Annotated in this window: 13 protein-coding genes; 5 read left to right on the forward strand and 8 right to left on the reverse strand. The window is 38.2% G+C overall.

What is annotated here, in order from left to right; all coding sequences use genetic code 11:
- Positions 1-690, forward strand: a 690-nt coding sequence (locus AC1Z3T_RS04315; protein WP_483396472.1) for a T6SS immunity protein Tli4 family protein, incomplete at its 5' end; no start/stop codon positions are given.
- Positions 683-2,425, forward strand: a complete 1,743-nt coding sequence (locus tag AC1Z3T_RS04320) for an esterase/lipase family protein (protein WP_100885056.1) — start codon at positions 683-685, stop codon at positions 2,423-2,425. The genes AC1Z3T_RS04315 and AC1Z3T_RS04320, both read left to right, overlap by 8 nt.
- Before the next feature lie 150 nt (positions 2,426-2,575).
- Here AC1Z3T_RS04320 and ychF read toward each other — a convergent pair whose 3' ends face one another.
- The 8 genes from ychF to AC1Z3T_RS04360 form a co-directional block, all read right to left on the reverse strand.
- Positions 2,576-3,667 (reverse strand): redox-regulated ATPase YchF, encoded by a 1,092-nt coding sequence (ychF, locus tag AC1Z3T_RS04325; protein WP_100885057.1) that lies wholly within the window; start codon positions 3,665-3,667, stop codon positions 2,576-2,578.
- 274 nt (positions 3,668-3,941) lie between these two features.
- On the reverse strand, positions 3,942-4,601 hold the full coding sequence (locus tag AC1Z3T_RS04330; protein WP_100885058.1) for a methionine ABC transporter permease: 660 nt from the start codon (positions 4,599-4,601) through the stop codon (positions 3,942-3,944).
- Positions 4,582-5,652 (reverse strand): methionine ABC transporter ATP-binding protein, encoded by a 1,071-nt coding sequence (locus AC1Z3T_RS04335; RefSeq protein ID WP_100885059.1) that lies wholly within the window; start codon positions 5,650-5,652, stop codon positions 4,582-4,584. Before AC1Z3T_RS04335 ends, AC1Z3T_RS04330 begins: the two co-directional genes overlap by 20 nt.
- Before the next feature lie 11 nt (positions 5,653-5,663).
- The gene (locus AC1Z3T_RS04340) at positions 5,664-6,500 is read right to left on the reverse strand and encodes a MetQ/NlpA family ABC transporter substrate-binding protein (protein WP_483396473.1); all 837 of its coding nucleotides are present in this window, start codon (positions 6,498-6,500) and stop codon (positions 5,664-5,666) included.
- Between the two features lie 10 nt (positions 6,501-6,510).
- Positions 6,511-7,392 (reverse strand): MetQ/NlpA family ABC transporter substrate-binding protein, encoded by an 882-nt coding sequence (locus AC1Z3T_RS04345; RefSeq protein WP_004831048.1) that lies wholly within the window; start codon positions 7,390-7,392, stop codon positions 6,511-6,513.
- Positions 7,393-7,431: 39 nt separating this feature from the next.
- Positions 7,432-8,865 (reverse strand): LLM class flavin-dependent oxidoreductase, encoded by a 1,434-nt coding sequence (locus AC1Z3T_RS04350; RefSeq protein ID WP_100885061.1) that lies wholly within the window; start codon positions 8,863-8,865, stop codon positions 7,432-7,434.
- Positions 8,865-10,097, reverse strand: a complete 1,233-nt coding sequence (locus AC1Z3T_RS04355; protein WP_100885062.1) for an SfnB family sulfur acquisition oxidoreductase — start codon at positions 10,095-10,097, stop codon at positions 8,865-8,867. Before AC1Z3T_RS04355 ends, AC1Z3T_RS04350 begins: the two co-directional genes overlap by 1 nt.
- Positions 10,098-10,131: 34 nt before the next feature.
- Positions 10,132-11,337, reverse strand: a complete 1,206-nt coding sequence (locus AC1Z3T_RS04360; RefSeq protein ID WP_100885063.1) for an SfnB family sulfur acquisition oxidoreductase — start codon at positions 11,335-11,337, stop codon at positions 10,132-10,134.
- A 397-nt stretch (positions 11,338-11,734) separates the two neighbouring features.
- On the opposite strand from AC1Z3T_RS04360, the gene AC1Z3T_RS04365 reads away from it, so the two are divergent.
- From AC1Z3T_RS04365 to AC1Z3T_RS04375, 3 genes are all read left to right on the forward strand, one after another.
- On the forward strand, positions 11,735-12,499 hold the full coding sequence (locus AC1Z3T_RS04365) for a glutathione S-transferase family protein (protein WP_009586566.1): 765 nt from the start codon (positions 11,735-11,737) through the stop codon (positions 12,497-12,499).
- A gap of 69 nt (positions 12,500-12,568) precedes the next feature.
- The gene (locus AC1Z3T_RS04370) at positions 12,569-12,943 is read left to right on the forward strand and encodes a hypothetical protein (protein WP_100885064.1); all 375 of its coding nucleotides are present in this window, start codon (positions 12,569-12,571) and stop codon (positions 12,941-12,943) included.
- Between the two features lie 69 nt (positions 12,944-13,012).
- Positions 13,013-14,233: an SEL1-like repeat protein gene (locus tag AC1Z3T_RS04375; RefSeq protein WP_100885065.1), complete on the forward strand. Its 1,221-nt coding sequence runs from the start codon at positions 13,013-13,015 to the stop codon at positions 14,231-14,233.
- Positions 14,234-14,392: the final 159 nt, after the last annotated feature.

Here is a 14,392-nt window from a genome sequence, read left to right on the forward strand (position 1 = left end):
GTTTATAGACCTACTGAGTACACTGATGTTTTATTTAATATAGATGCGTATATCTATTTAAATCGAAAATTAATTAAAATCAAAAGTCAAGCTGGTAATGACAGATTAATGAGAGCATTAAGTAGAACAGAAAACATCATTCAAAATTTTAAATTAAAATCATTAAAAGGTCCAAATCAGGCAGGCTTATGCTGGAAAGATTACTTTATTGCAGATGATATGACTGAAAATCGCTTCTTTTTAAGCGAAGCTTTTTTATCCTTTCCTTCTTATCCAGAAGTGACGATGAATATTGAAAACAGGGTAAGGGATGAGTCTGACACTCCACTTATACAAATGATTCAGAAAAATAGGGAACAAATACCAGAAGAACTCAAAAAAGTATTTAAAGTCAGTGATATTCGATCTAGTGTCAGAGAAATCAATGGACTAAAAGGCGAAGAAGTGATGACCCATTACCAACAACGTTTAAGCTTTGGTCGAGGCTTTGAATCAGGTGCATGGCAATATTTAGGGACTTTAGATGATCCTACGGATTCATATATATATTTAGGCTTAGAAAGTGTCGATGAAGTTAATAATAAAGCGCTAAATGCACCTCTAAATCAAAAAATCGTACTTGGATTAAATGATTTTATTTTAAATAGCATAAAAGTATCAGCATTTAATCAAGGAAAATCAAATGATTGAAAAAAACAATAATATTCAGGCGGCATCAGCAACCAGCCCAAGTAGCAATAAAACAGGAACATTGGTAGAAATTCCTAAATTAGATACCATTCCTATTATCTTTATTCCAGGAATTATGGGGTCAAACTTAAGAAACAAAACTAACAAAAAACCCGTTTGGCGTATAGGCAATTACGCTGGTGCAGCAAAAACAGTTTATAGTCAAGCTAAAAAATCTCCGTCAGAATTGCAAAGAGAATTGGATGCAGAAGGAACCGAAGTCGATCCAACAGGTGATTTATATGTCGATCCAAGAGCAAAAATCACCAGCGAAGAAGCGAAAAAGAGACTATGGGGAACAGTACATTGGGAAAGTTATGGACCTACTTTGATGTTTTTTGAAGGGGCGCTTGCCAATGTACGTTTAGAGACAACTGAAAAAAGCTGGTTGGAAAGTCGACGGGGTTATCAGCTAATTATTCAAGATGATAAATACACGCCTGATTGGTTAAGTTTATTGAGTTCAAATGAGAAACAGACATGGCACCCGCAAACTGGATTTGAAAGTATAGATAAGACTGATATTGAAAAGCTCAAAAAGTTTAATTTTCCTGTTTATGCACTGGGCTACAATTGGCTTCAGTCCAATGCACTGTCAGCAGATGACCTTGTAAAGACAATGAAAAGTATCAAAACTAAATACGGTAAGAATTTTCATAAATTTATTGTCATCACCCATTCGATGGGTGGTTTAGTAGGGCGAAGCTTATCCACAAAAATGGGGGAAGATATTGCAGGGATTATCCATGGGGTGATGCCCACTGTGGGTGCACCTGCTGTTTATCGTCGCTTGGTTGCAGGTTCGATTGAAGGAAGTGGCGTAAAAGATGTCTTGGCAGGATTGGTTTTAGGGAAAAATACAGAACATGTAACTGCTGTTTTATCGAACTCTCAAGGTGGCTTAGAGCTTTTACCCAGTAAAGACTATCGTATTATCAAAAAAGACAAAACAACAACGCCATTTTGGTTGAGTTTACGGGGTGCCGATGAAAAAGGCACCATCCATGTTGTCAATTTGCCCAAAGCTGATCCTTATAAAGAAATCTATAAAGCCCACAATGTCTGGTGGGAAATGGTCAAAGATGAACTGATTAATCCACTTAATAAAAAATATCCAGATAAAAAACCAAGAGAAAATTTTGAATTCTTAATTGATGGAGTGCAAAAATTTCATAAATCTATTGCAACACATTACCATCCCCATACCTATGTGCATTTTGGTGCTGACTCCAAAAACTTGACTTACGGTACACTGCACTGGAGTCTAGATCGACCTTTGACAGGTTTAAACCAAAGCCAACTACAAACCTTACCACGTGTGAATGGTCAGGAAATTGAAAATAAAAATAACCAAGTGCTTGCACAGATGAAGCAGATCAAAGACAAAAAGGAGAGGAAAGAGTACTTTGATAAAAACTTTATTCCAAACAATGGGTTTAGATATATTCGCTTAGCCAGTGGAAAATATGGAAAATTTACGATTTCCAATAAGAATTTATATGGGGATGGAACAGTTCCATTTTTTTCAGGTGTTGCTCCAATATCACCAACTAAACACAATGGGATCAAACAAGTATTTCAAATGGAAGGCTTTGATCATCAAGGTAGTTATGGTGACCTCCATGTGAGAAGAAGTGTCTTATATTCAATTGTTAAGATTATTAAAGACAACAATATTCAACCTAGAAATCGATGAATATTCATATAGGTCTGAATCACGATAAAGAAAGATTAAATATCTTTATATGCATTTTGAAATGATCATCACAGAACTTGATGAAAGTTGAAGCAATAAAAAACAGGTTGAAGATAGCTTCAACCTGTTTAATCAAGGTACTAAAGTGTTTTAAACATTAAAACGGAAGTGCAATACATCGCCATCTTGAACGATGTATGTTTTACCTTCTAGACGCCATTTACCTGCTTCTTTTGCACCATTTTCACCATTGAATTGAATGAAGTCATCATAAGCAATACATTCTGCACGGATGAAGCCTTTTTCAAAGTCAGTGTGAATTACACCAGCCGCTTGAGGAGCAGTTGCACCCACTTTTACAGTCCAAGCACGAACTTCTTGTACACCAGCGGTGAAGTAAGTTTGTAAGCCCAATAAGCTATAACCTGCACGGATCACCACGTTAAGACCTGGTTCTTCCATGCCTAAGGCTTCAAGAAACTCTGCACGATCTTCATCATCTAAAAGTGAAATTTCAGCTTCGATTTGGTTGCAAAGTGGAACAACTATTGCATTTTCTTCAGCAGCTAACTTTTTCACAGCATCAAGATGTGGATTGTTTTCAAATCCATCTTCTGCAACGTTTGCAATATACATGGTCGGTTTTAAAGTCATTAAACCAAAACCACGAACAAGCTTACGCTCATCATCATCTAAATCAGCAGCGCGTGCAGGTTTACCTTCATCAAGCAATGGTAAGATTTTGTCGAGCACCGCTTTAGTTGCAACTGCTTCTTTGTCGCCACCTTTTGCTGATTTTGCTAAACGAGTAACTGCTTTAGTGACGGTTTCTAAGTCAGCAAGAGCAAGTTCAGTATTGATCGTTGCAATATCATCTAATGGATCAATTTTACCATTTACATGGATGACGTTTTCATCTTCAAAACAACGAACAACGTGTGCAATCGCATCAGTTTCACGGATGTTTGCAAGAAATTGGTTACCTAAACCTTCACCTTTAGATGCGCCTGCGACCAAACCTGCAATATCAACGAATTCCATTGTTGTTGGAATGACACGTTGCGGTTTTACAATGGCAGTTAATTTGTCTAAACGTGGATCTGGTACTGGAACAATACCTGTATTCGGTTCAATCGTACAAAATGGGAAGTTTTCCGCAGCAATAGCAGCTTTAGTCAATGCATTGAAAAGAGTAGATTTACCCACGTTCGGCAAGCCGACAATACCGCAATTAAAACCCATGAAAAGACTCACAAAGTGTTATATAAAAATTGCCAGTGATTTTACATGAAAGCCGTGACAAAGTCAGGTCTACGAGCTATAAGTTTTTAAACAGATCATGTCTATTTATAGCTGTGGTCGTTTTTTAATTATAAATCGAGTTTTTATTGAGCAAAATAATCAGCTTATCAACGTATAGATGCAATGAATTTATGTTCAATCGAATCAGAGGTACAGTTGTACCTCTATACGCCATATACAACCAGCATAGTTTTAAAAATGATCAATCATTCGTTTAAATCTTTCGTTTATCCAATTGATTTGCCAGGCTGTCACCAAATGCCTGAACAAGCATGACCAACGCAACTAAAACCACGATCACAGCAAACATCATTTGCATATCAAAACGCTGATAACCATAGCGGTATGCAATATCACCCAATCCACCTGCACCAATTGCACCAGCAATCGCTGACGAGTTAATCATGGTGACAATCGTAACCGTAAAACCTGCTACGATTCCTGGTAATGCTTCAGGTAAAAGCACATGCCAAACAATCTGTTTACGGTTACAGCCCATCGCCTGTGCTGCTTCAATTAAGCCTTGATCAACCTCACGTAAACTTACTTCAGCGATACGAGCAAAAAATGGAGTTGCCGCCAACGTCAATGGAACAACAGCAGCCCATACCCCATAACTTGTTCCAACAATCCAACGGGTTAAAGGAATAAGCGCAACCATCAAAATAAGAAAGGGAACAGAGCGAGTAATATTGATCACTGTGCCTAAAGCATGGTTGATCTTTTTAGAGGGATAAATCCCTTGCTCCGATGTATTGACTAACACAACTGCTAGAGGCAATCCAATTAAAAAGGCAATAAAAGCAGAAACACCCACCATTAGTAGGGTGTCAATTGTCCCTGTGATCAATAACTCAATGAGTTGGTCTTGCATAGCCCAGTACCTCTATTTGTGCAATATGAAGTTTTAGTTTTTCTTGCAATGCGGCAAGGTCTATATCGATTTGCGCAGTACCTACAATCAATGTACCAATCAAGTGATTTTGGATACTGTCGATATGGCTTTGATATAAATGAACAGATGCTTCAAATGCTTGAAAAACCTGTACTAGATCTGGAGAGTTTTTAGGATCTGTTTCGTAGCGTAGTTTTAAAATACTATGTGTTGAATCGGATTGAGGTTCATCAACAAGACCAAAAGGTAAATCAAGTTGCTCTAAGTTTAACAATTCTTGGGTAATTTTTTGCTCAGGCTTAGAGAACACAGACCAGACTTGACCTGATTCAACGATTTCTCCATGTTCAATCACCACCACTTGATCGCAAATTTCACGAATCACTTGCATTTCATGGGTAATTAAAACAATGGTGATCCCCAATTCACGGTTGATTTTTTTCAATAAAGACAAAACAACTGAAGTGCTTTCAGGGTCAAGTGCGGATGTTGCTTCATCACAAAGTAAAATTTCAGGATGATGCACCAATGCACGGGCGATGCCAACACGTTGTTTTTGACCACCAGATAATTGTGAAGGGTAGTTGTGGGCTTTATTGCTTAAGCCAACCAGCGCTAAAACATCATTAACACGTGTTTCGATTTCGGCTTTATCGACTTGGGCGATCTTCAAGGGCAATGCCACATTGTCCCAAACAGTTTTGGCGGACATTAAATTAAAATGTTGAAAGATCATGCCGATTCTTTGACGTGTTTGAATCAATTCTGCATGGCTCAATTCAGCCAAATTCTGTTGATGGATATGGATGCTTCCTTCAGAAATACTTTCCAGACCATTCAATGTTCTAAGAAGAGAAGACTTTCCTGCGCCACTTTTGCCGATGATGCCGAAAATTTTGCCTTGAGGAATATCTAGATTGATATTTTTCAATGCATGAATTTTTTGGTCTTGACCTGCATAAAACTTATTTAAATCACGGATTTTGATATGAGGGACTGAAAAGTCAACCTGTGAACCGAAACTCACCATTTCTATGCTCCTTATTTCCAGCCTGCAAACCACATATCTTTGCCGAAATCTTTATCTAAAATATTTCGAACCTGTTGTGAGTTTTGGAAAGCTTGAATAAATTTCTCTAACTTTTGGTTTTTATCTTGATAGTCACGACGTGTGACAAAAAGGATGGCGTATTTTTTATCAATCGGATCTAAAAACAGTGCGCTATGTGGGTCTGCTTTTTTTGCCATATTGAGGTAATGGGGAAAACCAAAGATGAGGTCCGCATCATCGTATGCTAACGCCGTTTGAGGACCTTCAACTTCTATAAACTTCAATTGCTTAGGGTTTGAAACAATATCCTTTAAAGTTGAAAGTTCGTTATTGACATCTTTGATCTGAATCAGCCCAGCACGATGGAGCAGAATTAAGGCACGTGCAGAATTTACGGGATCACTAGGAATCACTACACGCGCATGCTGTGGCAAGGCATCTAAAGACTTGTACTGTTTCGAGTACAGACCAACATGACTCCCGCTTCCAGTACCGAAAGCATGTAAGTCATAGTTGGTTTGTTTAATGGCATTTTTTAAAAAGACGCTTTGCTGAAAAAAGTTAGCATCAATGTCACGGTTTTGAACCGCAACATTGGGCGCTTGCCAATCTGAGAACTCAACCAGTTTGACATGAATGCCATCTTTCTCAACCTCATTGGCAACTGTTTGGAGTAGTTCTGCATAGGGAGGACTGATACCAATGGTTAAGACATTTTCTTGTTGCTGATTTTGTACATATCGGTAGCCAAATAGCCCGAATATAATGACCACAATAGCAAGACCAATCCATAGATTTTTATGACTAAGTTTGGAAATTTGAGACATGAACGTTTCCTTATTTCCAACCTGCGAACCATAAGTTTTCACCAATATCATCGTTTAAAGCTTGTTTGACTTTGTCAGAAGTTTGATAAATCTTAATGAATTCTTTGAGTTGTTTTGCCTTGTCAGGATGTTGTTGTTCATAGTCATCTTTGACCACAAACAAAATCGCATAACGAGTATTGGTATTATCATCTAGTAATAATGCTTTATTGGGATCGATGGTTTTTGCCAAACGTAAATAGAGCGGATAACTAAATACCAAATCTGCATCATCTACCGCACGCGCAGTCTGCGGTCCTTCAACTTCAATAAATTTAAAATTCTTTGGATTCGCCGTAATGTCTTGTAAGTTGGATAAATGATTATTTGGATCTTTTAAGCTAATCAGCTTGGCTTGTTGTAAAAGTAATAGGGCACGACCTTGGTTTACAGGGTCATTGGGGATAACCACACGTGCATTGTTAGGTACTGCTGCCAAGGAATCATATTTTTTAGAATATAAACCAACATGCGTTGCCACACCTGTTGCAATCGGCTTGAGTTTAAAGCCTGTTTCTTTTAACGCATTACTTAGAAATGGTTGATGCTGGAAGTAGTTTGCATCTATATCACCATGATTCAAGGTAATATTGGGTGTATTCCAGTCAGAAAATTCAACCAGCTTAATGCGAATACCTTGTTTCTTTGCTTCTTCTGCTGCAACGAGCAAGGGCTTAGCGAATGGTGGACTAATACCGATCGTGATTTCTGCTGAACCTGTTTTTTTATGTTGGTTCCAATAAAAAAGTCCTGCAATCACCGCAATAACAATCACGCCGAGTAAAATAAATTTATTCTTGGTCGTGTTTCTTGGAGATGGATTGCCATTGGTTGGCAAGTTTGTTTGTGTCATGTGACACCCCTTAAAGTCAATAATTTAAATCAATGGTGTTTAGACAGTTTGTGCTTGTAGGCTGTCTGTTTCGATGCTGTTGTTTTGTTTAGAGTTTTGACATCGAAAAGCAGAAGCAGGATGTTGTTGATTTAAATAATCACCCTGTTTAAAGATTTTGTTGCGTAAAGTGCCATTCTCATATTGCGTTTTAAACCGACCACGTTGTTGCAGTTGTGGAATGACCCATTTGATAAAGTCTTGATGGGATTCTGGTGCAACAGTACGGGTGAGATTAAAACCATCAATTCCTGTTTCATCTAATAGTTGAATCAGTTTTTTTGCAATGGTTTCGCCACTTCCGACAATCAATGGATAACGTCCACCCAATTGGTGTTGTGCTTTAAGATCATTTGGTGTGATCTTATTTTCTTTAAACTTATTGTTGACTGAAGCAATACTGTTGGTTTGACGATAAGGAATGGCTTCATCATCTGCATATTGTGAAAGGTCAATGCCGACTGAGCTGGAGTAATGTGCTAGACCTGCTTCGGGGCTTGCATAACTGGCATATTCAGCTAACTTTTGTTGTGCCAGTTGATCTGTCTCCGCAGTGACAACAGTAATGCCGACAAAGATTTTAATGTCTTGCGGATCACGCCCTTGTTGTATTGCCAGTTCACGAATTTTATCCACTTGCTGTTTGATCTTTGCAGGTTGATCACCACCAATAAATACACATTCAGCATGTCGAGTCGAGAACGCTAGCCCACGTGGAGAAGCACCCGCTTGGAACAGGACAGGTGTACGTTGTGGAGAAGGTGAAACTTGAAATACGCCCTGACTTTGATAAAAGCGACCATGATGATTGATCTGATGTACTTTTTTTGGATCGGTAAAAATACGCTTTTGCTTGTCTTTCTGTATGGCATCATTTTCCCAAGAGCCTTCCCAAAACTTATAGCACAGTTCTAAAAACTCTTCAGCCTGTTCATAACGTAAGTCATGATCTTTTAGACCTTTTTGCCCAATTAAACGCTCAGCACTGTCTAAATAACCGGTCACAATATTCCAGCCAATACGACCTTGTGTGAGATGATCTAAACTCGCAAAACGCCGTGCAAATTGGTAAGGCGTTTCATAACTTAAATTCACGGTGACGCCAAAACCTAGATTCTGAGTCACTGCTGCCATTGCAGAAATCAGGGTAGAGGGATCATGACTTGGCAATTGAATAGATTCTTTTAAGGTTAAATCTATTCCATTCTGATACACATCATAGACCCCCGTAATATCAGCAATAAATAAGCCATCAAATAAACCTTGTTCTAATGTTTTGGCTAGGTCTGTCCAGTAATTCAGCTCATTAAAACGATGTGATTCATCACGGGGATGCGTCCACAAACCATGATTAATATGACCAACACTGTTCATATCGAAGGCATTAAGTAAGATTTTCTTTTTATCTGCTGCTTTTTGAGATGTATTTGTCATTACAATGTCCCTCTGCGTGGTGGAAGGATGTTGTTGAGTACGTAGTTTCCAATAAAGAAATATTTCCAACGTGATGCATCATGTAAAGTGTGTACGCGTGCATTGCGCCAGTATCGATCTAAACCATCTGCACGTTGGCTTCCACGACTTCCTGCAAGTTCAATTAATTTTGAGGATGCTTTTAAAGCGGTTTCAGTACTATGTGCTCGGACTTTTGCAACATCAATCGATGCTTTGGCAATGTTTTCTTCTGTGGGTTGAGGCTTGGCTTGGTCAATCGATTGAGCAGCTTGTTTCAATAAAACTTCACTCGCACGTACATCAGCAGCTACACGTCCTAATTCGAAAATCGTTAGAGGATCTTGATCGGCACGTTCTACATTGGCATCAATCCACGCACGTGCTTTTTTTATACGCTCAATGGTTTCTTCAAATGCTGCACGAGCAATCCCAGTCTCTATCGCTGCATGCATGATTTGCGCAAATGGACCAACTAAGGTTGGTTCTGAGAAGGCAGTGTCAAAACGAATAACATTTTCAGATTCAACAAAAACTTGATTAAATTTGACAGTACCACTGCCCGTTGTTTTTTGCCCAAAACCAGACCAATCATTGATTCGTTGTAAACCTTGGGCATCTGCTGAAATAAAAGCCAGATATTCTCGATCCTCAGCATCTCGTACCAATGTCGGGATACGATGTGCAAAAAGGCTACCAGTACAATAAAATTTTTCACCATTGACCACATAGCCATGTTCAGTTTGACTGATTTGGGTATGCTTTTGTGCTGCCGTTTTGGTTTTAAATTCTGCCAAAGCATTACCAAAGCGAGCACCTTCAAGCACTTCCTGATAAAGCTTTTGTTTTTGTTGTGCTGTACCTGTATTGCGTAATACTTCTAAAGCATAAAAGTGGTTTTGTGGAATTTGACCGATAGAGCCATCCACACCACTGAACAAAGCAATGACTTTGGCAACAGTATGGCTGGATACCTCAGCACCCCCATATTGTTTTGGCACAGTGATTGCCCACAATCCTGACTGACTGAAAGCCTCAATTTCTTCAAAAGGTAAGAGGCGTTCAGCGTCACGTAAAATCGCATCTTGCTTAAATTGTTGACTTAGTTTTTCTGCAATCTCTAAGGCCTCTGCATCACTTTTAATGATATGTGCTTTGGCGAATGAGTGATTTGGATGATCTAATGTTTTACTGATATTTTGATAAGTGCTCATATATTTCCCCTGAATGAATGTTTTGAATTACCACTTAAATCCAAGCATGCCGTTGATCTTGTGTGCCATTTAAGTAGTAGTTGCCGATGGCATGTAATTTCCAACGAACAGGGTCATGTAAGGTATGTACACGAGCATTTCGCCAATGTTGATCAAGGTTGTGAATAGATAAACTAGAACGGCTACCACCCAATTCAAGAAGTTTTTCAGAAATCTGTAATGCGGCATCGTTGGCATATACTTTTGATTCAGCCACAACAATGGATGCTTTACTGGCTTGTTCTGGTGTGACGATGTCTTGGGCATCTAACTGATCTAAATATTCGGCAGCTTCGTCTAAGAGTAAAATGGTTGCATCCAGTAAAATATTGAGCTTGCCGACTTCTTGTAATGTATAAGCTTCAAAACTGGCTTTTTCGACATTTGCATCTACGATTGGACGAGCTTTATGGATTGCAGACAATGTATCGGCAAAAGCTGCTTCAGCAATTCCCACATCTATGGCGACTTGAATCAGTTGAGAGTAAGCACCACGATACTTTGAGGCATCCGCAAGTGGCTTTTCGTCCATGATTAGTTCAGGGCTGACCACCACATTTTTTAAACGGACAGTACCACTGGCAGTGGTGCGTTGACCAAAACCATCCCAATCATTTGCTATTTCAACACCTTGAGCTTGGGCATTGATAATGGTGAGAACAGTATGCCCCAATGGATGTATTGCACGTATTGCGAGCCAATCTGCAAATGATGAACCTGTTGAATAAAATTTCTCGCCATTCAAAATATATTGACCATTTACCTGATCTAAGCGCGTTTCTATCGTTTTGGTATCTTTGCTGTTGCGTTCAGGACCACCGTTGGCAAGACGTTTACCTTTTAAAATCTCAGCATAAATAAATTGTTTTTGTGATTCACTGGCAATGTTTTCGATAGCATTTAACAAACCAAATTGGTTCTGGGGAATCTGACCAACACTGGCATCTGCCTTAGATAAAATGCGGAAAACATGTGCCAGCGTTTTATTGGAAACTTGAGCACCACCGTATTTTTTTGCAATACGGATACCACCTAATCCTTTGTGGCTTAATTCTTGGATGACATCAACAGGTAAAATTCGTTGTTGATCACGTATATTTCGTTCTACCAAAGCAAAATCAGCAACTTGGTAAGCTGCATTAATCGCCTGTTGATCATTTTGGATCACTGTGGCTGAGGTAGAAGAATTCAAACTAGACATATCGGCACCTTTCTATAGATACCAAAACGCTAAGCAATATTGTGAGAAAAATTAAACGAAGTATTCTGCTTAATTTATGAAAAATTATCTTAAATAGAAAAATAGCATAGTATTTTAAAAAATAAGATAATATAAGTCATTGAAATAGAAAATTTAATCTGTGATTTGTAAGATTGTTTTTTAATCTATTCCTGTGTCTTTATTCAAAAGCTGAATAAAGACTAAAGAAACAGATATAACCGTTGAATAAGCATTGGGTCAGATGACGAGCGATTGATGTAAAAAGTACATTGTAATTCAAGCAATGAGTGTCTAAAGTACAGAGAATTACTCAGGATTAAATCCTATTGTTTTAGGTTGGCTAAGCCTTTAATTAAAAAAATAATTTGGAGATTACATGCGTACGTTGTACCAATTCCCACTCTCACATTACTGTGAAAAAGCACGTTGGTTGCTCGATCATAAAGAATTGGATTTTGTTGCGCAGAATTTAATACCAGGCGTACATCGTGCTTTTGCACAGTTAAAAACCGGACAAAATAAATTACCCATTTTAAAAGATGGTGAACAGTTTATTGCTGGCTCTACGCAAATCGCCTTGTATCTTGATGAAATGTACCCTGAACATCGCTTAATTCGTATTGACCCTAAATGGCGGGCTGAAACACTTGAAATTGATCAAATTGCCAATGAATTGGGTATACACGTGCGCCGTTGGGGATTGGCTCATGCATTGGCAGAAGGTGATGAGCCTTTAGAAATTATGATTGGCGAAAAAGGCTATTTACGTCAGTTTGAAAAGATTTCAAAACCTATACTCAAAACCTTGGTTTCTAAAAGTTATCAACTTGATCAAGAAAAGGTAGAAGAGTCTAAATATAATCTTGACTTGACCATAGCCAGTTTAAATAAAACTTTGATCGAAAATGGTTGTCGCTATTTTGTTGGCGATCGTTTTAGTTTGGCTGATATTTCAGTATGTGCCATGTTAGCGCCTTTATTAGAGCTCGATTCAACACCATGGGAAAAGGAGTATGCTGAGCATATTTCTCAAGAGTTTGTAGAATTTAGCCAATATTTACTTGAATTACCGCTTGGGCAGTATGTGAAAAGAATTTATGCGACTGAGCGTAATGCACGTGTAGATTGGCGTGGAATGTAACTTGAATAGAATAAAGCCTCCAATTTATTGAAAAATTCAGTATCATAGTCATGAATTGGAGATTTTTTAATGCAGAAATTCATAATTTGGGGTGCGCTAAGCACTGTTTTATTGATGGTCGGTTGTGCTGAAAAAAAACCTGCAACGCCCGAAGAAATTTGGAAAGGTTATTGCACCAGTATTGGTAATGCGGCACGTTCAATTACTTTAGATCGTCAAAATGGTATTACCAAGAAAGAAGCACTTGAATATGCCAATAAAGTGACTGATCCAACTACGAAAGGTTTTGTACTAGAGTATTTGGAAAAAGTTTATGCATTGCCTGATGCTGAATTAAAAGCAGATAAAGATGCAATCCAAGCAAAATTTAAAAATGAAGCGTATGAACAGTGTGTCAATACACCACATGACCCGAAAAAAATGCCAGATTATAAACCGTTCTAAGGAACGGTTTTTTATCATTTAAATTACATCCTTTCTAATAATTATAGTCAATGAACACTGAGTTTAATCATGTCTAATAAACGATCTATATCAAAAATTTCTTTACTTTCATTTTTCTTGGCTTTTTCAGTCATGAGTCAAGCTGAAGAAAGCAAAACCGTGACAAAACAAGTTCAAGCAATCAAGCCTGATATTGCACAACTAAAAACGCAAGCAGACAAGGGGCAAGCCAAGGCGCAATACCAACTTTTTTTGTTTTATAAAAACCAAGATCCAGCCCTAGCACTACGCTATCTCAATCAAGCTGTTCAACAGGATTATCCTTTGGCTTTGAATGCGATGGGCTGGTTATATTACAAAGGTGATGGTGTAACTCAAGACAACCAAAAAGCAGTAGCGTTTTTAAATAAAGCTAAGGATAAAGGTGAAATATTTGCTTATGTCAATCTTGCTACATTATATGCGCGTGGTGATGCTGTTGCTAAAGATGAGAAGAAAGCTGCAGAATTATTGACTTATGCTGCTGACCATGGTGACACTACTGGTGCTTTTAATTTAGCTTCAGCCTATGCACAAGGTATAGGGGTACAACAAGATACAGATAAGGCAATCGTGTATTTAAAAAAATCTGCGGAAGGTGGATTAGCGATTGCCCAAAAAATGTACGGGGAAATGCTATATAAAGGAGATATTGTTCCACAAAATATTAAAGCAGGTATTAATTTTCTGACACTTTCCGCAGAACAGGGAGATGTTAAAGCACAAGCTATTCTTGGTGGTTTATATGGCTCCGAGAATGAATATGTTGAACAAAACCCTGAATTGGCTTTTAAATGGACTGAGCGAGCTGCACAACGTAACGATGTGGACGCATTGGGTAATCTTGGTTGGATGTATTATCAAGCTGTAGGTACTAAAAGAGACGTTCAAAAGGGTATCCAAATGTTGGATCAAGCAAGTGAACGTGGTAGCGTGCAGTCGGCGATCAATTTGGGACTGATTTATGCTAAAGGCGAATATGTCAAAAAAGATGCTAAAAAAGCCTTTGATTATTTTTCCAAAGCTGAACAAGCTGGAGATATGAGCGCTAATTTATTTTTGGGCGATGCTTACTATCGTGGTAAAGGTGTAAAAAGAGATGAAAACAAAGCATTAGAAGCGATGCTCAAAGCTCAAAAAGCGGGTTATATGCTGGATCTAGATACCATGAAAGAATATGACTTGTGTAAATTAGAATCACGGGTGGTGAATGGTCAATATATGCATGCGTTTGAGTGTCCTATATCTTAATTTAGCCAGACTTTATATAGACCGTCTAATGACGGTCTTTTTTAGCTTGAGTTATCAGAAATATGGTTGTATTTCACACAGCTCGTCACAAAAAATGATTAGCATAAAAATTGAAAAGCATATATAAAATATAGAAATAGAAAACAAAAAAAGTCGAGG

Source organism: Acinetobacter sp. B-6 (assembly GCF_056930735.1).